We start from the raw sequence: 18,948 nt of genomic DNA on the forward strand, positions 1-18,948 counted from the left end.
TGGTGAAGGGGTATGGGTACTGTAAAAACTCGACGTCCTTTTGGCACGGCGCTAAAGTGAATCCATTGTTAACCTGAGTTCAACAGTGGAGCGCGCATGAGCAACGGTATACAGCCGGCAGACCTCGGCTTCTTTTCGACGCTTGCCAGCGCGGGCAGCCTGAGCGCAGCGGCGCGCGAGCTCGGCATCACGACCCCGGCGGTGAGCAAGCATCTTGCGCTGATGGAATCACGCGTCGGTGTGCTGCTGGTCAACCGGTCGACGCGCCGGATGAGCCTCACCCCCGAAGGCGAGACGTATCTTGAGCATGCGCGGCGAATCCTCGGCGAGATCGACGGCATGGAGGAGCTGCTCGGCCTCTCCAAGGCGACGCCGAAGGGCCTGCTCAGGGTGAACGCCACGCTGGGCTTCGGCCGCAGCCATGTGGCGCCATTGATCTCCAGGTTCGTTCGCAAGTACCCGCAAGTGGAAGTCCAGTTGCAGTTGTCGGTGAATCCGCCATCGCCGACCGAGGACTTGTTCGACGTGTGCGTGCGCTTCGGCGCTCCGCCGGACAGCCGGGTCATCGCCAGGAACATCGCGGCCAACCGCCGCCTGCTGTGCGCGGCGCCGGCCTATCTGGCGAAGCGGGGCATCCCGAAGGTTCCGAACGACCTGACGAAGCACAACTGCATCGGCATCCGTCAAGGCGAGGAGGCCTATGGCGTGTGGCGCCTGGCGAGCGGAAGAGGCCGCAACGCGAGTACCGAGGCAGTGAAGACGCGCGGCAACCTCGCCACCAACGATGGCGAGATCGCCGTGAACTGGGCCCTGGACGGCCACGGAATTCTCATGCGGGCCGAGTGGGACATCGAACGCTACCTGCGCAACGGGCGCCTGGTGCAGGTCCTGCCGCAGTACTTCACTCCCGACGCGGACATCTACGCGGTGTATCCGCAGCGCCACCAGCTGGCGGCGAGGGTGCGCGCCTTTGTCGATTTCCTGGCGCTTTCCTTCACCCAGCAAGCGGCCGGTGCGAAAGCGTAGCCCTGCTACGGTTTGCGCCAGCGCGATGCGATGCGCTGCAACACCCCGATGCCGCCCTTGGGGTCTGTGCCGATCGGCCGATCACGATACAGCTCGCGCAACTCGCCCAGGACCTCGTTGAGGGCAAGCATGTTTCGTTCGCTGTAGATCCAGACGCCGGTGACGACGAAATGTCCCGGCGTGGCTGACGGCCGGGGCGCCACCTGGACGTTGTCGATACCGATGCGATGCATGATCTCCGCCCGATCGGCCGCGTGTCGAGACCCTCCGGCGAGCAGCGTCACGGGCCGCGAGAAAGCGAAGCTCACCGCCTGCACCTGGTGAAAGCGCTCGACGACGAAAGCGCAGATTTCCAGGAAGACGAGCCGGCCCAGATGGCGGCTCTGCTCGAACTCTCCCAGGGAGGGCGTGAAATGCTCGACGCGAATCTCGGTCCCCGACTGGCTGACCGGCACCGGGTCCACTGTGCAAAGCAGCGTCGAGCCATCGTGCACGAGCATCGGATCGCCGAGTCTGTAGTTCACCCCTGCGGGGCCTGTGATCCGAAGCTTCTTCAATGTCGTGCTGCGCACGGTGGGCGGGCCATGTTTCCCGTTCCGCGCTTTTTCGATTCCTTGTTGGACGCCGACTGTAATGGGAAGCAGGGTCGCCGGCACGCCGCCGACGCGACATCTAGCAGAGGTGCAGGTGCCCGCCGTTCAGCGCGATGTATTGCACGTATTTGCGCCAGGCCTCTTGTGCGGCGCGTGCGCTGGTCTTCGCCGCTTCGATGGCCTGGTCAGGCGCCGCGGCGCCGTCGTCCTTCAAGAACACCCTGAATGCCTCGTTGGCTGCGCGCTGCGCCCTTCGGGCCAAAGCATCTGCTTTTGTCGCCGCTGCCCTCAACTGGGCTGCATCATCGTCAAACGGGTCCATGATGGCCTCCTTGTACTGAATAGGTACTCATTTCATTGGAGGCCAGTTTAGGACCGCAGTGAAAATTGGGAAGGCGCCTGAAGCGATATGCGGGATGGAGTACTGCATGCTCATACAGCCCCCGCAGCGCGCCCTCGCGTTGATCTCGTCTCGAGGCTGGCGCACAATCCGGCAACGCAATGACAGGAGGGCTTCTGATGGCGAAGTTGCGGACCGATCCGGCACGGGTCGACAGCCTCGTGCCGGGGGGCGTGTGTTGGCCATTGCCCTTCGCCTGCATGCCCGTCGTGATCCCCGCCTGACCATGCTGGACCGCGTCGAGTCGCAGTCGTCCCGGTCGCAAGACGACGCTGCGACTCCCGCCACTGCCTCCTGGGCCCGCTCTTCACATCGCCTTGAAACCGCCTGGGCGCGACACCTCGATGACGTGCGCGAGGCGCAGCGCTTGCGCTACCGCGTCTTCGCGCTCGAAATGGGCGCTCGCCTGGTCGTCCCTCCGGGGACGCCGCCTGGCCTCGACGTTGATCGCTTCGATGATTTCTGCGAGCACGTGCTCGTTCGCGCCGTCCCGTTGTCCGATGGCGTTCCCGAAGTCGTCGGCACTTACCGTGTCCTGACGCCGTCCGCCGCTCGTCGTGCAGGCGGCTACTACAGCGAAACCGAGTTCGACTTGCAGCAACTGGCAGGCATGCGCCCGCGGATGGCCGAGCTGGGGCGATCGTGCATCCATCCGGCGTGGCGAACGGGCGGCGCGATCCTTGCGCTCTGGGGTGCGCTCGGGGAGTTCCTGAGCTCCCGCCGGCTCGAAGTCGCCTTCGGGTGCGCGAGCGTGGACCTTCGGGATGGCGGCCACCGGGCGGCGAGCCTGTGGCGCCGCTTGTCGGAGCGGCACTGCGCGTCGGAGCCATGGAGAGTCAGCCCGTTGAAGCCGCTGCCGCTCGCAAGCCTGAGGGATGACCTGGATGTCGCCACGCCGCCTCTCATCAAGGGCTACCTGCGCTGCGGCGCCGAACTGCTGGGCCTGCCCGCGTGGGATACGGCCTTTCAGACCGCGGACCTTCCCATGCTGCTGACGCTCGATGCGCTTCCGCAACCTCATCGCCGCCGATTCCTCGGCGCAGGCTCAGGGCATTGAGTTCCTACCGGCCGTGGAAGTCGCGCTCCCAGCGGCGCAGATTCTCGCCACCCTCGCGCAGGAACGGTGTGTAGACGGCAAGCCGGAGGAGGGCACGATTGAGCAGGGCTGCCGGAAACGGCAGGGGCCGCTCGAAGTCGATGAACAGCACGACACGCTCGCCGGTCGAATCGTTCCAGACCTCGTGTTCGTAGGCATCGTCGAAGATGAGCGCCTTGCCCTCCTGCCAGTGGCATCGCTCGTGCCCGATGCGAATGCCGAGCGCGGTCCGGGGCTCCGGCACCTTCAGGGCCAGATGCAGGCGGAGGACGCCGTTGTACGGCCCCCGATGCGGCGGAATGTGCTTGCCTTCCGCGAGGATCGAGAACATTGCCGTGCGCAAGCCTGGAATCTGCCGGACCAGCTTCCAGGTCTGCGGGCACAGTTTGCAATTGAGCGGCGAGTGGACACCGTAGGCGGTGAAGACGAACACCTTCCAACGCGCATCCGTGGTGATGGACCGCGCGTCCGGCGTGATGTCCTGCACATTGGGCAGGTCGTCTCTGCGCAGCAGCACCTCGTCGAGTTCCGATCGGATGGTGCGCCATTCACTCTCGAGCTTCGTCGCCCACGGAAAGACCTCGTTCGGGTAGACACAAGGGGTCCCGAGCAGCGCGCGGCGCCGATTGAGGTTCTCGACGAAGGACACGCCGCGCATGAACCAGCGCGTGGCCAGCCCGGGCCTTCCCATGGTCTCCAGGCCTTCTGTTTCCCATGCCTGCGCCGAAGCGGTCGATGGATCGCCGTCCTGGCGGCCCTCAGCGGGACTCGCAGTGCGCGCGGCGGGCGTCATTTCTGGGGGTCCGGCTCCGCTGCCTTGTCCCCCGGCGGCGGTCTTCCCTGCATCAGATCTTTCAGCAGGCGCCTGGCGATCTGTCGGCGCTTCTCCTCGTCGTGCTTGCTCAGGAACGCCTGCAGCCGCAGCTTGTCATCGTCCGTGCGCCGATAGTGGCCGCATTCACGCTGCATCTCGCGGACGAAGGCCATGGCTTCCTCCGATGACGCCGTCGGCTCTTCCACGAAGGGCTGCGGCTCGGGCTCTTTCGGATCCGGATACGCATCACCTGGTTTGGATTCCATGTCGGTCTCCTCAGACTCCAAGAATGTTGCCGATGGCGTTCTGGATCCTGGGCACGCTCATCAGGATGGCGTGCTCCATCTCCAGCCCAGTGACCGTGCGGACGTTGGCCTTCGGGAGCGCAAGGTGACGAGCCGTCCATGCGGGCTGCGTGCCGTCGCCCGCAACGCGAGGGCCATCCGATACGGGGCTCGGTCCATTGGTCGGCAGCCAGCCCCAGCGCACGCTGCCCGTCGTGCTCGGTATGGGTGCGACGATTCCGAGCGCCTCCAAGCCGCGAACGCCCCGGATGTTGAAGAACTTCGCCGCCTGGCCGGGCGTCAGGGGGCCGACGAGCTGGTTGACGAACACCCGCGCATCGGCAAGCTCCTGGGAGTCGAATCCCGCGGTCGGATAGCGAGTGAGCGTCACGCCATTGACGACCCTGGTCTGCGGGTTGTACGGATCGGCCACCGCCCCATCGCCGCTGTCCACGCTGGGATAGGACGCGAGCCCGAATGGTGCGTCCGCCACGAACGCGGCGCTGTTGGCCGTGTAGGTGGGGTCATCGATGAACTGCCATGCGTAGCAAGCCGGCAGCGAGCAGATCGTGCGGATGATGTCGGCCTTGTGCTCATCGTCCAGTCCGTTGAGAGATGCCTCTCCCTCGAACCAGCGATGCACCTGGCCCGCATAGCCGTAGAAGGGCGTCGCGACGGTGATGGCCCGCGTCATCCCGTTCAGGATCGCATCGTTCTTGCGCAGGATCCAGTTGACGACCATGCCTCCGGCGCTGTGTCCGACCAACGAGAAGTTGGCGAGCGGGTCCGATCCGTCGTTCGATTCGGCGCGAACCCTTTGCTGAAAGTGCGGGAGAAAGGTATCGACGAAGAAATTCCCCACGTGCTGCATCTTGCGACGCCAGTCGTAGCCGAGCACGAAGCAGTCCAGTTGCTTCGTGGTGCACCAGCGGGTGAAGCCGGAATAGGGCGAGATCCCCTCCAGGTCCACGAGGCCATCGGCGATGACGATGCAGTCGTCCTGGTCCCGGTATTCCTCCGGTCCTGTCCTGGTCATCTCGAGTTGGGCTGCGCCGCCCAGAAAGGTGTCGTGCGCGAGCCAGACCGGTTCGTACACGAACTGCTGTGGCTGGGGCTGGTTCTCGTCATAGGCCTGGGTGGCTCGCACGAGCTTGCTGCCCATCCCGCCGGGGAAGAGGAAGATGGTCTGCCTGCCGCCAGCAGGCGCCGGAAGGTTGTTGCGAGTTGCTATGAAGGCTGTGATCGCGGCATCGAGCCGTCGAAGTTGCTCCGCATCCCTGGTCGCGTCGTAGCTCATGCTGGATCTCCATCACTGCGCTTGGGTCGCTGCCCGGCCTTGGCCTTCATTCTTCCCGCGCAGGCGTTGCCTGTCCATGGACGATGGCGGTTCCGGTCCCCCATCCTGTCGAGCATCGGGGCCAGGCGTTCACTTGGCTCGGGCCGCTTTCCTGGCCGACTTCGGCCTGGACTTCGTGGGCAAGGGCGGTCCCAGCAGGTCGACATAGATGCGCCTGGCGATGGCCCTCTGCTTCTCGATGCTCAGCTTCTTTGCGATCAGGGCGCGAAGCCGCACCCTGGCCTCGGCGGCGCTGATTCTTTTCGAGAACTTGCGCTGCAGCATCTGCACGAACGCGAACGCCTCTTCGGAAGAGGCAATCTCCACAGGCAAGGAGGCGGCCACGGCCGGCACCTGGGCGCCGAGAATCTTTGCAAGCTCCACGATCGTCGCATGGCAGTTCATCGTGAACGCGTGTTCCGCATGCGGGTCCAACACTCTCACGACCTGAAGGGGCCGAATGCTCGCAAGGCCGACATGCCGTGCGGACCAGCCCGGCTGGGTATCGTCGCCCGGAACCTTCGACACATCGTCGATCGGGGAAGGGAGCGTCGGCGGCGTCCACTTCCACGTCGAACTGCCGGCGGTATCGTCCCGGCCCGTGTCGCATCGCACGTTGTAGAACTTGTCCAGCGGCAGGTCGCTGGCGAAATCCGATGCCAGACGCCTCACCAGCTTGCACGCATGGTGCAGTTCCTCGTGACTGAAGCCCGAGTTTCCCTCGGGGTAGCGCACCTGGCTGCCGTTGGTCTTCGGACGGTACGGGTCGGCCCAGACGGTTGGATCCGTGGCGTCGACGCAGGGGTAGCTCTTCAGCGGGTACTGCGGGTCGTTCTTGAGCAAGGTCTCGTACTTGATGAAGGTTTTTCCATCGAGGTAGAGCCACGCATAGCATGCCGGCATGGAGCAGATCGCCTGAATGATCTTTGCCCTGTAGAGGTCGCCGCTGTTGAGGTAGGGCTCCCCCGTGAACCAGCGATGCAACTGCGACGCGTAGCCATAGAACGGCGTCGCGACGGTGATCGCGCGGTACATGGTCGCCGTGATGGCGTGATTCCGGCGGAAGATCCAGTTCACCACCATGCCGCCGGCGCTGTGGCCGATCACGGAGAACTTTTGCAGCGGATCGGCGTTGTTGCATCCCGACTTCACCCGGTCCCGGAAGAAAGGCAGGAACTTCTCGACGAAGAACCGCCCTCCGTGCTCGATCCTTCTGCGCCAGTCCCAGCCGTAGACGAAATAGTCCAGCCCTGCCTCCTCGCACCAGTCGGTGAATCCCGAGTAGGGAGTGCAGCCCAGGAAGCCGATGCTTCCGTCGGCAATGATGATCCGGTCGCCCTTGTCGCGGTACTCGGGCCCCTTGCCGAGCATGAGCTTCGCGGAGTTCCCGAAGAGCAGGGTGCCCGCGTCGATCCATGCCAGGTCGTAGTCGAAGGTCTGTGTCCCGCCGAGTCCATCGACATAAGGCGTCTTCGCGCGCCGCAGCCGGCATCCCATGCCACCAGGAAGCACGAACACGGTGTGCCGCACGCCGTTGGCCTGCCAGTTGGTGTTGTTGTTGTAGCGATCGATGAAGGCCTCGATGGACGGACCCAGCATGCGCAGTTGCTCGGCGTCGCGGGTGGATTCATAGCTCATGGTTGCTGTTCCTCCGCTTCGATCGGGGGAGGCGCAAAAAAGATCGGCCGTTCTTGACGGCCGGCGGAGGATGGGATGTACGGGGTGAGCCATGCGGAGGGCTTTCCGTCGTCGTCCGTCAGTTCGATCGGATCGAAATAGCGGCGTTCGTCCTCGTCCGAGAGGTCGGCCGGCCGCTCGAAGTACTGGGGATCCAGGGTATCGGTGCCGGCCAGGTAGGTGCGCGGCTGCGCCGGCGTTGCGCGCGACCAGATGAAGCAGTGGAAGTTCGCCGACGCGATCACGTACCAGCGAATCGGGTTGAGCGTCTTCGCATGCACGATGCGGCGGATCGTCTTGGCGAGGATGAGCAGGCGCGAGACCACCGTCCAGGGGCGCCTGAACATGCGTTCGATGAAGTCGACCAGCACCTCCGGCCGATCCCCCAACTGCACGTGTGCCATGGTCTCGCCATCGAGATCCCGCATCCGAAGGTTCGGCCGCAGGTGCCCCAGGCGCAGGTCGTCCCAGAAGGTCGCCGTGCCCGCCAGCGGGGCGATGACGCTGAGGTAGACAGGCATCGGCATGAGGGGATTCCGGGCCAGCGCGCGAATCTGCTCTTCCATCTCCGCCGCGGTCTGGTGGCGATGGTCGAACAGGTAGCCGTAGCAGATGGCGATGCCCTGGCCCTCCGCGAACGCGATGTCATCGACGACGCTGTGGCGGCGGCTGAGGTTCTGCTTCTTGTTGTAGCGCCGGAGCATCTCGCGATCGAGCGACTCGACGCCCGCGAACAGCAGGATGCACTTGGACCTCGCCAGGTGGGCGATGAGATCGCGGTCCTGCAGGACATTCTGGGTCACCAGGGCGGCCCAGCCCCGGACCTTCGGGTTGGCGGCGAGGATCGCGGCCACCTTCAGCATGTGGGCCGGGTCGTCCGAGAAATTGTTGTCGAGCAGCATCACGAGCGGGTACCAGCGCTTGAAGCTCCACGGTGCGCTGCTCGCCAGGGTGTCCTGCAGGCCCGTCTTGAAGTGATCGATGCTGTAGGTGGCATGCCCGCCCACCTCGTTGGGCATCACGCAGAAGGAGCACTTGAAGCTGCACCCGCGGGAGGTCTCCATCAGGTGCAGCATCGGGTTGATGCCGTGCCGGGTGAAGAGGCTGTAGTCCACCGGATAGTCGGAGATGCTCGCGGCCGGCGAGCGGTAGATCTTTTGGAGAGAGCCTCTCAGGAAATCCGACGCCACATCCCGAACGCAATCGACCCCGCCTGCGCAGACCACATCGAAGAATTCCGTCGCGAACTCGGGAAACGCGGTGCAGATGCTTCCGCCGCCCACCACCACCGCCCCTTGGGCGCGGAAGTAGTACGACAACTGGCGCATGCGATCGAAGTCCGGCTGAAGCCCGGTGAGGAACACCAGGTCATAGCCCGGGCTGTCGGCCGGATCGAAGGGGCCATGCCAGTCCTCGTGATAGAGACGGACCTCGAAGAGCGTCTGGTCGAGCAGGGAGCCGATGTGCAGCCCCGTGATGGGTTGCATGTAGTAGTTGGAGCGTCGCTTGTCCCTGCCTGGACGCAGGTGGGTGCAAATGACGAGGGCTCGTCGCCTGGGAGGACGGTCGGCGCCCTCGACAGCAGGCGATGCTGAGACGGACTGCTGCGAAAGAGGCTGCGGCGACATTTCCCCTCCAGGTCCAGCGGCTGCCGCCCGAGCGGAAACACCCGCCTGCGTTGCGCAATTTTCTGCAATGTTTTGCCGGCCGATGATACGCTCGAACCCAAGCGCGACCATCAAGAAGAAACAAAAGTACGACATGAATGTCCGCGCCCCCGGTCCGGGCCGATGAGATCGGCTTGGCACGCCGGCTATTCGTGAACCTGCTTGTGGGGACCCTGAAATGCTTTCGCCTTCAACTGCGAATCCGGTTCTGGAACCTCCCGAACGTCGCTTCCTCACGATCGTCTTCATCGACCTGATTGGCTACACGGCCCTCTCCGAGCGGCTGGACCCGGAGGAACTGAGCAAGCTGCAGCGCACCTACCAGATGGCAGCCCTCCAGACCATGGAGCGGTACGAAGGCTTCGTGGCCCGCTTCGTGGGGGACGGCATCCTGGTCTATTTCGGCTACCCACGCGCCCATGAACGGGATGCGGAGCGTGCGGTTCGCGCCGCGCTCGAACTGGTCCGCCGGCTCAATGAGTTGAAGCCGGGCCTTGTCGAGCCCGCTGCGCTGGACACCCGCATCGGCATTCATTCGGGACTGGTCGTCGTGGCGCAGGAGCTCATGAGCGCCGGCGCCAGCGCACCCGGCATCGTCGGAGAGGCGGCCAACCTGGCGGCGCGCCTGCAGGCCGACGCGCCGCCCGGCGGCATCCTGATCAGCAGCGATACGCTCGACCTCGTGGAGGGCCTGGCCGACTGCGAGCCTCTGGGGCCCCGTCGCTTCAAGGGCTTGTCGAAGGAGATCGAGGTCTACAAGGTCAGGGGCATACGCTCCGCCGCCGGCCGTCCTCCATCCAGCTTTCAACGTGGCTCCGCGCTGATGGTGGGTCGAGCCGAGCCGCTGACCTTGCTGCTCGGACACTGGGACGCCGTGCGCTCCAGCAGGCAGTGCAGGACCATCGCGGTCGTGGCCGAAGCCGGCTCCGGCAAGTCCCGACTCGGCCTCGAGTTCTCCAACCGGGCCGAGCTTGCCGACGCGATGGTGCTGAAGGTGAGTTGCCACGAGATTTTTTCGCGCACTCCGCTGTACCCGGTGGCCCATTTCCTCTGGTCCCGGGCCGGCCTGTCCGTCGAAGACAGCCCGGCCGACAGCGCCTTGAAGGTGTCCGCGGTGCTTGCCACGCTGGGGCTGAGCGATGAAGAGAACTCGGCGATCGCCATGAGCCTGCTGGGTCTTGCCGCGCCAGGCGCCACCGAGGCGATCGCACCGTCGCCCCAGATCCTTCGGCGCATGCAATACGAGTTCGTGACCTCCGCCTTCAAGTCACTGAGTGCGCGGGAAAGCGTGGTGCTCTGGGTCGAGGACACGCACTGGCTCGATCCGTCGACGGCGGAACTCCTGCAGGAGGTCGTGACGATCTTGAAGGACGCGCCGGCACTCGTGCTGTTGACCATGCGGTCCTTCCCGCCGGGTCCCGCCCTTCCTCCCGCTGACGAAATCATGCACCTCGAAAAGCTCGGGGAAAGCGATTGCCGGCAGATTGCAATGGCCATACCCGGCGCGGAGATGCTGCCGGCCGATGTCATCGAGCAGGCCGTGCGTTCGTCCGATGGACTTCCGCTCTTCGTCGAGCAACTGGTGATGGCGCTGCTGGACGAGCGCGTGCAGGGCAACCAGCGAAATCGCCGCCTTGGCGGCGTGCCGCTGATGCTCGCCGAGATGCTCTCCGAACGTCTCGACAGGCTGCCAGGCGGCCGGCGCATCGTTCAGGCGGCCGCCTGCATCGGGCGCTCCTTCGTTCCGGAGTTTCTCCTGACGATCCTGGAGCAGGGCGCCGATCAGGTGGCACGCCCGCTGGAGGAACTGGTCACGGCCGAGATCCTGGAGCCCAAGAGATTCGGCGTGGAGATCCGCTACCAGTTCTGTCATGCACTCCTGCAGCGCATGGCGTATGAATCGATGCTGCAGGACGAGCGCCAGGCGATGCACGGCCGCATCGTGGACGTGCTCCGGCAGCACTTCGCGAACCGGCCGATTCCCCAGGAGCTCATCGCCCACCATCTCACGGAGGCGGGTCGCACGGTCGATGCCGCCCAGGCCTGGCTGGAGGCCGGCGCCAGCGCGGCGGGGCGCTCGGCCAATGTAGAGGCCATCGACCACTTGCGCAGGGGCATCGCGTTGCTGGACAAGGTCCAGGACGCCAAGCAAAGGCGCGAGCTCGAACTCAAGATGCAGGTGACCATGATGGGCTCCATCCTGGCCGCTCAAAGCGCGACGTCGCCGGAGTTGCAGGCGTGCTGCGAGCGCGGCCTTGCCCTGTGCGCAGAGGGCGAGCCGTCGCCGCTGATCTTCCCTCTTGCGTTCGGCAAGTTCACCCACGTCAACTGCCTTGGCCGTGCCGTGGAGTCCGAGCAACTCGCCCGCATGTTCCTTCACCTGTCCGAGCGCAACGGCTTCGACTCCGGGCGGGTGATCGGCCACCGGATGCTCGGCATGAGCCTGATGGTGCAGGCCAGGGCAGTCGAAGCGCGCGCGGAGATCGACCGGTCGCTGGCGCTTTACGTTCCGGAGCGCGACGCGGCGACCACGCGCATGTTCGGCCAGAACACCGAGGTCCACAGCAAGTCGCTCCTGAGCTTCACGCTCTTCTGCCTCGGGGACGTCGATCAGGCACTGGTCGTGGGCGTCGACGCGCTGCGGACAGCCGACGCGCTTCGCCATCCGCACTCCACCGCCATCCCGCTCGTCTATGTGGGCGGCTGGGTGTTCGGCATGTGCGGCGCGACCGAAGCGATGCGAGCTGAGTCCAGGCGCCTGCTGCAACTGGCCGAGGAGCATCGGCTCCGTGGCTTTCGCGCGCACGGCATGGGATTCTTCGGATGGGCCCTGTGCCAGCGCGGCCAGCTCGCGCAAGGCATCGCGGCCATCGAGCAGGCCGTGGCGGCATTCGACTCGGTGTCGTTCCGCTTGTCCGAAGCGGGCCATCTCGCCAACCTGGCCGATGCGCAGCGGCGCTTCGGGCGTCTTCGCGAAGCGGCATCGAGCGGGGCGCGCGCCATCGAGCTCGTGACGGAAGGCGGTCAATGGCAGGAGCCGGAGGTGCTGCGCGTGGCGGGCCTCATTGCAGCGGAGGTGAGTCCTCACGGCGATGAGGCCGAAGAAAAGCTTCGCCTCGCCGTCGCGGCAGCCCAGCGCATGGGATTTCCGGTCCTGGAGCGCAACTGCCTCGTCACGCTGTCCCACTTCCTTGCGAAGCGCCAGCCCGACGCGCAGGTCGACGCCCGGCTGGGCGAGCTCTCGCATCTGGATCAGCTCGACAAGCGCGTCGAGCGCGTGCTGAGCCCGTCGGCCACCTAGGCTCTTCACGCCGTTCGCTTCGCCGATCGCTTCGCCCGCGAGCTTTCGCTCTACACGGCCGACCCGCCTCGCTGCGGGTAACCCCGATACCGATTCTTCGGAAAATTGACCACGGTCAAGCCGCATTTCCGCATTGGCGTCGCAGCATCAGCACCCATCGGAACTTGCAATCAGGTTCCGCGAAAAAGAACAACGTGATTCCACGACTTACAGGAGACAACATGATCAAGAGCCTCTTCTCGCGCCCGCAGTTTCGCGCCGCAAGGACTTCCGCCGTCGCAGTCTCGGTCCTGGCCGCATTGCTTGCGGTATCCGCGCCCGCCCTGGCGTGGGAACCCTCCAAGCCCGTCGAGTTCATCGTTCCCGCCGGGACCGGCGGCGGGGCCGACCAGATGGCGCGACTGATGCAGGGCATCATCGTCAAGCACAAGCTGATGAAGGAGCCGCTCATCGTCGTCAACAAGTCGGGCGGCGCCGGCGCCGAAGGCTTCCTGGCGGTGAAGGAGGCCAAGGGCGATCCGCACAAGATCATCATCTCCCTGTCGAACCTGTTCACCACGCCCATGGCGACCGGCGTGCCCTTCAACTGGAAGGACATGAACCCGGTCGCGATGATGGCGCTCGACCAGTTCGTCCTGTGGACGAACGCCAGCGAGCCCTACAAGAGCGCGAGCGAGTACATCGCGGCGGTCAAGGCGGGAGGGCCGAACAAGTTCAAGATGGGCGGCACGGGTTCCAAGCAGGAAGACCAGATCATCACCGTCGCGCTCGAAAAGGCGACCGGCACCAAGTTCATCTACGTCCCCTTCAAGGGCGGCGGCGAGGTCGCAGTCCAGTTGGTGGGCAATCACGTCAATTCGACCGTGAACAATCCGATCGAGGCGGTGGCCCAGTGGCGAGCGGGCCAACTCCGTCCGCTGTGCGTCTTCGACGCCCAGCGCATGCCGTACAAGGGCAAGGTCACCGAGACCCAATCCTGGAATGACATCCCGACCTGCAAGGAAGCCGGCGTGCCGACCGACTACACGATGCTGCGCGGCATCTTCATGCCTTCCGGCGTGACGGCCGACCAGCGGGCCTTCTACGTGGACCTGCTCACGAAGATCACCGCGACGCCCGACTGGAAGGAATACATGGAGAAGGGCGCCTTCAATCCGACCTTCATGACCGGCGACGCCTTCACCAAGTGGCTCGGCGAGGCCGAGGCCGCCCACCGCACGCTCATGACCGAAGCCGGATTCATGGCGGGCGCGAGCAAGTAGCGCCCGGTCCGCGCCGCCGTCCACAGGGGCGGGTGTCAAAAGTCACTCGCCCGTCTTCCCCCCCCAATCAATTGGAGGCTCCATGGAGCACAGCGAAGATTCCGTCGCCGCCCCGCGCACAGGCATCGCGACCTATGTCGTCGACGCCATCGTCGCGCTCGTCCTGCTGGCCATCGGCATCGTGGTGATCGTCGAGAGTCGCAGGCTGGGCGCCGGCTGGACCAGCGATGGGCCGGGCTCGGGCTACTTCCCCTTCTGGATCGGCGTGGTCGTGGTCGTGTCGGCCTTGGGCATCCTCTACCAGGCGCTGTTCGGCAAGAACAGGAACACCGAGGTCTTCGTGGACCCGGTGCAGTTGAAGCGGGTGATGTCGGTGCTGGTGCCGGCCACGGTGTACGTACTCGCTGTCACCTTCCTGGGGCTGTACGTTGCATCGGCGATCTATATCGCGCTGTTCATGATCTTCCTGGGCAACTACTCGCCCCTGAAGAGCACCCTGGTGGCGGTGGCCGTCAACGTGGTCTTCTTCCTGATGTTCGAAGTGTGGTTCAAGGTGCCGCTCTTCAAAGGCTCGCTCGACCCCCTTCGTTTTCTCGGCTACTGAGTTCCTAGGAGAACGCACACCATGGAAGAAGTCAGTGCCCTGATGCAGGGCTTTTCGGTGATCCTCACCCCCATGAACATCCTGCTGATGTTCGTCGGGATCATTCTCGGAGTGCTCATCGGCGTGCTGCCCGGCCTGGGCGGCGCCAACGGGGTGGCCATCCTGCTGCCGCTCACATTCACGATGTCGCCGACCTCGGCCATCATCATGCTGTCGTGCATCTACTGGGGTGCGTTGTTCGGCGGGGCCATCACCTCGATCCTGTTCAACATCCCCGGTGAGCCGTGGTCCGTGGCGACCACCTTCGACGGCTATCCGATGGCCCAGAACGGACGTGCCGGGGCTGCGCTCACGACTGCGTTCACCTCGTCGTTCGTGGGCGCCTTCCTCGCGGTCGTCATGATCACGTTCATGGCGCCGCTGGTGGCCAAGTTCGCGCTCAAGTTCGGCTCGCCCGAATTCTTTGCCGTGTACCTCCTGACCTTCTGCAGCTTCGTCGGAATGGGCAAGGGGTCGCCCTTCAAGATCCTGGCGTCGATGGCGCTCGGCTTCGCATTGGCCAGTGTCGGCATGGACACCGTGACGGGCCAGTTGCGGCTCACGTTCGGGCAGGCCGAGCTGATGCGCGGCTTCGACTTCCTGATCGCCGTGATCGGCCTCTTCGGCATCGGCGAGATCCTGCTGTCGATGGAAGAGGGTCTGAAGTTCTCCGGCAAGACCGCCAAGATCGACCCCAAGGTCGTGCTCGAGACCTGGAAGCAGCTCCCGCAGTACTGGGTCACCTCCATTCGCAGCGCGGTGGTCGGTATCTGGATGGGCATCACCCCGGGCGGCGCCACGCCGGCTTCGTTCATGAGCTACGGGCTGGCAAAGAAGATGTCGCGCAAGGGCTCCAAGTTCGGCACGGGCGAGATGGAAGGCGTCGTGGCGCCGGAGACCGCGGCCCACGCGGCCGGAACCAGCGCGCTGCTGCCGATGCTGGCACTCGGGATCCCCGGTTCGCCGACGGCCGCCGTGCTGCTGGGCGGGTTGCTGATCTGGGGCCTGCAGCCCGGACCGTTGCTGTTCGTCGAGCAGAAGGACTTCGTCTGGGGCCTGATTGCCAGCATGTACCTGGGCAACATCGTCGGGCTCATCGTGGTCCTGAGCACAGTGCCGCTGTTCGCATCCATCCTGCGCATCCCCTTCTCCATCATCGCGCCGGTCATCATCGTCATCTGTGCCATCGGCGCGTACACCGTGCACAACGCGATGCTCGACATCTGGTTCATGCTGGGCTTCGGCATCGTGGGCTACCTGTTCAAGAAGCTCGACTTCCCATTGGCCCCGCTGGTCCTCGCACTGGTGTTGGGCGACAAGGCCGAGGACTCGTTCCGGCAAGCGATGCTGGTCTCGCAGGGCGACGTCATGATCATGTTCTCGAACCCGCTGGTCGGCACCATCACGACGCTCGCGCTGACGTTGTTGTTCTGGCCCCTGATCTCGAAGGCCTGGGCGCTGGTCAGGCCCGTGAAGGTGGACGAGTTGGCCGCCGAGCGCCCGCTGGATTGAACAGGAAGCCGACATGCCAGTCATCGCAATGACACAGGAGATGGGCTCGCTCGCCAAGGACGTGGCGGTCGAGCTCGCACAGTCCCTCGGACTGAGGATCGTGCGCCACGAGATTGCCGAGCACGTCGCCAGCCGCATGCACGTGCCGCAAAGCCTCATCGGCCGCCTGCGCGAAGGCAAGGCCGGGTTGGTCGAGCGCCTGACCACCGACCAGCGCAGCGTGGCCCTGTACACCGCGGAAGAGCTCTACGACCTGGCCGACCAGGGCAACGTCGTCCTGCGGGGCTGGGGCGCAACCTGTCTTCTGCGCCCGGTTCCGCATGTCGTGTCGGTGCGGATCACACGCTCCCTGCGCAAGCGCGTGGAATGGCTGATGCGCGATCTCGAGACCGATGACGCCGAATTCGCCGAAGCCGAGATCCGTCGCAGCGACCAGGCCCACGCGTCGCGCATGCACGAGCAGTTCGGCGTCACCTGGGGCGACCCGCTCCTCTACGACCTGGTCCTCAACACCGATCGGATCTCGGTGCAAAGCTGCGTGGAGCAGATCAGTGCGCTGGTGTGTCGCCCCGAGTTCGCCGAAACCGCCGAGTCGCACGCGCTGCTGTCCGGCATGGCCCTTGCGGCGCGCGTGCGGGTGGCATTGAAGGACCATCCGGCGACGCGGGCCATCAACATCACCGTCGAGGCGAACAAGGGGCGAATCAACTTGCGCGGCATCGTGCTCGACGATGAAGAGCGCACGCAGGCCGAGAGCGTGGCCGCGGACGTCGCCGGCGCCACCGGTGTCGACAACCAGCTCAAGCTGATGGCGAGCACGAGGCGCTTTGCCTCCTCCAAGCAGACCTGACGCGAGCGCCGCGAATCAGATCTTGCCGCGCTTCTTGAGCCGGCTCAGCGTCTCGGCCGAGAGATTGAGGTACGAGGCCAGTTCCTTGCTCGGGATGCGATCCATCAGCTCCGCATGCTTGCGGATGAAGCGGTGCACGCGCCCGGGTGCGTCCAGCAGGTGCAGCGTGATGGTGTGCGCCATGATCTCGCTCATCCCTCGCATCACCGTGAACTCGAAGAGTTCCTTCGCGTGCGGGCGCTTCTTCAGGAACTCGACCCATTCCTGCAGGGGCAGGCTCGCCACGCGGGCCTTGGTCACGCAGACGATGCCGTACGGGGTCGGCGTGCCCAGCCGAAAGGCGGCGTAGCTGGTCTCCATGTCGTGCTCGTTGGCGAAGCGCAGGATCATCTCCTTGCCTTGCGCATTGCTCACGACCCGCTTGAGGATGCCGTCGAGGATGAAGTACTGCTCCATCTCGCGCACGCCCTGACTGAGAAGGAACTCGCCCTTGTTGCCGTCCACGATGGTGAGATGGGCCTCCAGCTCGGCGCGGTCGCTGTCGCTCAAATCCTTGAGCAGGACGTTCTGCCGAAGCTGGACACGAATGACGTTGTGTTCTGGATGATTCGAAAGAAGGGTCACTTCGCTCTCGTGGGGTTTTCCCCGCGTTCTGATTTTCCGAAAGTTGACCGAGGTCAACGGCCGGAGAGGGGACGCCGAATGATAGTCCTGCCACGACACACGGTTTTGAACTCAAGGAGACAAGATGTCCGCTGTCCTGGCTACCCCGCCGGCAACCTCGCAAGAACAAGAAGAACCGACAACGATCGACGGGTTCCACCTGGTCATCGATGCGCTCAAGCTCAACGGCATCGACACGATCTTCGGACTGCCCGGCATCCCGATCACGGACCTGACGCGCATGGCGCAGGCCGAGGGCATCCGGGTCATCTCGTTTCGCCATGAGCAGCATGCAGGCAATGCGGCCGCGGCCGCCGGTTTCCTCACGCAGAAGCCCGGCATCTGCCTGACCGTATCGGCCCCCGGCTTCCTCAACGGCCTGACTGCGCTGGCCAACGCCACCACCAATTGCTTCCCGATGATCCTGATCAGCGGATCGAGCGAGCGAGAGATCGTCGACCTGCAGCAGGGAGACTACGAGGAGATGGACCAGCTCGCGATCGCCAAGCCGCTGTGCAAGGCCGCCTTCAGAGTGCTGCACGCGCAGGACATCGGCGTCGGCATAGCGCGGGCCATCCGCGCTGCGCTGTCGGGCCGGCCGGGCGGCGTCTATCTCGACCTGCCGGCGAAGCTGTTCGCCCAGACCATGGAGGCCGCCGCCGGCAAGAAGTCGTTGATCCGCGTGGTCGACCCCGCGCCGCGGCAGATTCCGGCCACCGACGCGGTACGACGCGCGCTCGACCTGCTCAAGGGTGCGAAGAAGCCGTTGATCCTGCTGGGCAAGGGCGCCGCCTACGCGCAGGCCGATGCCGACATCCGTGCACTGGTCGAGCAGACCGGCATTCCCTACCTTCCGATGTCGATGGCCAAGGGCCTGCTTCCCGACACCCACGCGCAATCCGCCGCGGCAGCGCGTTCCTATGTGCTGCAGGAAGCCGACGTCGTGATGCTGATCGGCGCGAGGCTCAACTGGCTCCTGTCGCACGGCAAGGGCAAGACCTGGGGCGGGCCGAAGCAGTTCATCCAGATCGACATCGCGCCAACGGAGATCGACAGCAACGTGGCCATTGCCGCTCCGGTGATCGGCGACATCGGCTCCTGCGTGTCGGCCCTGCTGGCGGGCATGGGCAGCGGCTGGGCCAAGCCTCCGGCCGAATGGACCGCCGCGATCGACGAGCGCAAGGACAAGAACCTGTCGAAGATGGCCGTCACCCTGGCGGCGCGGCCCTCGCCGATGAACTTCCAGAGTGCCCTGAGCGTGATCCGCGATGCGGTGAAGGCGCGGCCTGACGCCATCGTCGTCAACGAAGGTGCCAACACGCTGGACTTCGCCCGCAGCATCGTCGACATGTACGAGCCGCGCAAGCGTCTCGACGTGGGCACCTGGGGAATCATGGGCATCGGCATGGGCTTCTCCGTGGCCGCGGCGGTGGTGACCGGCAAGCCGGTGATCGCCATCGAGGGCGACAGCGCCTTCGGCTTCAGCGGCATGGAGGTGGAAACGATCTGCCGCTACAACCTGCCGGTTTGCGTCGTCGTCTTCAACAACAACGGCGTCTACCGGGGCACCGACGTCAACGGCAGCGGCGGCGCCGACGTGGCGCCGACCGTGTTCGTCAAGAACGCGCGCTACGACAAGCTGATGGAAGCCTTCGGCGGCGTGGGCGTGAACGCCACGACGGCGGACGAATTGCAGCGGGGCCTGGCCGAGGCCATCGCGTCCGGCAGGCCGACGCTGATCAACGCCGTGATCGATGAGACCGCCGGCACCGAGAGCGGCCGCATCACCAGCCTGAACCCGAGCGCGGCGAAGAAGAAGTGATT

Annotated in this window: 16 protein-coding genes; 8 read left to right on the forward strand and 8 right to left on the reverse strand. The window is 65.1% G+C overall.

All coding sequences use genetic code 11. The features are described 5' to 3' along the window. Positions 1 to 96 precede the first annotated feature (96 nt). A complete protein-coding gene (locus tag QTH97_RS10550; protein WP_286568087.1) occupies positions 97 to 1,026 on the forward strand; it encodes a LysR family transcriptional regulator in 930 nt (309 codons plus the stop codon). Positions 1,027 to 1,031: 5 nt separating this feature from the next. Here QTH97_RS10550 and QTH97_RS10555 read toward each other — a convergent pair whose 3' ends face one another. Then, on the reverse strand, positions 1,032 to 1,682 hold the full coding sequence (locus QTH97_RS10555) for a hypothetical protein (protein ID WP_286568088.1): 651 nt from the start codon (positions 1,680 to 1,682) through the stop codon (positions 1,032 to 1,034). A gap of 16 nt (positions 1,683 to 1,698) precedes the next feature. Beyond that, positions 1,699 to 1,941 carry a hypothetical protein gene (locus QTH97_RS10560; RefSeq protein WP_286568089.1) on the reverse strand — a complete coding sequence of 81 codons (243 nt, stop codon included), beginning with the start codon at positions 1,939 to 1,941 and terminating at the stop codon, positions 1,699 to 1,701. A 304-nt stretch (positions 1,942 to 2,245) separates the two neighbouring features. Between QTH97_RS10560 and QTH97_RS10565 the strand changes: the two genes are divergently transcribed. Next, a complete protein-coding gene (locus QTH97_RS10565) occupies positions 2,246 to 3,076 on the forward strand; it encodes a GNAT family N-acetyltransferase (protein ID WP_444813421.1) in 831 nt (276 codons plus the stop codon). Positions 3,077 to 3,080: 4 nt separating this feature from the next. Here the strand turns inward: QTH97_RS10565 and QTH97_RS10570 are convergent, their stop codons facing one another. The 5 genes from QTH97_RS10570 to QTH97_RS10590 all read right to left on the reverse strand — a co-directional run bounded on the left by QTH97_RS10570 (position 3,081) and on the right by QTH97_RS10590 (position 8,713). Then, positions 3,081 to 3,908: an aspartyl/asparaginyl beta-hydroxylase domain-containing protein gene (locus QTH97_RS10570; RefSeq protein WP_286568091.1), complete on the reverse strand. Its 828-nt coding sequence runs from the start codon at positions 3,906 to 3,908 to the stop codon at positions 3,081 to 3,083. Next, positions 3,905 to 4,195, reverse strand: coding sequence for a hypothetical protein (locus tag QTH97_RS10575; RefSeq protein ID WP_286568092.1), 291 nt, complete (start codon positions 4,193 to 4,195; stop codon positions 3,905 to 3,907). The genes QTH97_RS10570 and QTH97_RS10575 overlap by 4 nt, the downstream gene beginning before the upstream one ends. A gap of 10 nt (positions 4,196 to 4,205) precedes the next feature. Further along, the gene (locus tag QTH97_RS10580) at positions 4,206 to 5,510 is read right to left on the reverse strand and encodes a hypothetical protein (protein ID WP_286568093.1); all 1,305 of its coding nucleotides are present in this window, start codon (positions 5,508 to 5,510) and stop codon (positions 4,206 to 4,208) included. Positions 5,511 to 5,639: 129 nt separating this feature from the next. Next, positions 5,640 to 7,187 (reverse strand): lipase family protein, encoded by a 1,548-nt coding sequence (locus QTH97_RS10585; protein WP_286568094.1) that lies wholly within the window; start codon positions 7,185 to 7,187, stop codon positions 5,640 to 5,642. Next, entirely contained in the window at positions 7,184 to 8,713 is a 1,530-nt protein-coding gene (locus QTH97_RS10590) for a B12-binding domain-containing radical SAM protein (RefSeq protein WP_286568095.1), read from the reverse strand. Before QTH97_RS10590 ends, QTH97_RS10585 begins: the two co-directional genes overlap by 4 nt. A gap of 358 nt (positions 8,714 to 9,071) precedes the next feature. On the opposite strand from QTH97_RS10590, the gene QTH97_RS10595 reads away from it, so the two are divergent. The 5 genes from QTH97_RS10595 to QTH97_RS10615 all read left to right on the forward strand — a co-directional run bounded on the left by QTH97_RS10595 (position 9,072) and on the right by QTH97_RS10615 (position 16,461). Then, the gene (locus QTH97_RS10595) at positions 9,072 to 12,194 is read left to right on the forward strand and encodes an ATP-binding protein (protein ID WP_286568096.1); all 3,123 of its coding nucleotides are present in this window, start codon (positions 9,072 to 9,074) and stop codon (positions 12,192 to 12,194) included. 221 nt (positions 12,195 to 12,415) lie between these two features. Then, entirely contained in the window at positions 12,416 to 13,456 is a 1,041-nt protein-coding gene (locus QTH97_RS10600; RefSeq protein ID WP_286568097.1) for a Bug family tripartite tricarboxylate transporter substrate binding protein, read from the forward strand. 82 nt (positions 13,457 to 13,538) lie between these two features. Then, positions 13,539 to 14,060: a tripartite tricarboxylate transporter TctB family protein gene (locus QTH97_RS10605; RefSeq protein WP_286568098.1), complete on the forward strand. Its 522-nt coding sequence runs from the start codon at positions 13,539 to 13,541 to the stop codon at positions 14,058 to 14,060. 21 nt (positions 14,061 to 14,081) lie between these two features. Further along, entirely contained in the window at positions 14,082 to 15,611 is a 1,530-nt protein-coding gene (locus tag QTH97_RS10610; protein ID WP_286568099.1) for a tripartite tricarboxylate transporter permease, read from the forward strand. Between the two features lie 13 nt (positions 15,612 to 15,624). After that, a complete protein-coding gene (locus tag QTH97_RS10615; RefSeq protein ID WP_286568100.1) occupies positions 15,625 to 16,461 on the forward strand; it encodes a cytidylate kinase family protein in 837 nt (278 codons plus the stop codon). 15 nt (positions 16,462 to 16,476) lie between these two features. Here the strand turns inward: QTH97_RS10615 and QTH97_RS10620 are convergent, their stop codons facing one another. Beyond that, on the reverse strand, positions 16,477 to 17,085 hold the full coding sequence (locus QTH97_RS10620) for a Crp/Fnr family transcriptional regulator (protein WP_286568101.1): 609 nt from the start codon (positions 17,083 to 17,085) through the stop codon (positions 16,477 to 16,479). A 124-nt stretch (positions 17,086 to 17,209) separates the two neighbouring features. On the opposite strand from QTH97_RS10620, the gene oxc reads away from it, so the two are divergent. After that, on the forward strand, positions 17,210 to 18,946 hold the full coding sequence (oxc, locus tag QTH97_RS10625; protein ID WP_286568102.1) for an oxalyl-CoA decarboxylase: 1,737 nt from the start codon (positions 17,210 to 17,212) through the stop codon (positions 18,944 to 18,946). The last annotated feature ends 2 nt before the right edge of the window (positions 18,947 to 18,948 follow it).

This window comes from Variovorax gracilis, assembly GCF_030317115.1.
GTDB lineage: Bacteria > Pseudomonadota > Gammaproteobacteria > Burkholderiales > Burkholderiaceae_C > Variovorax > Variovorax gracilis.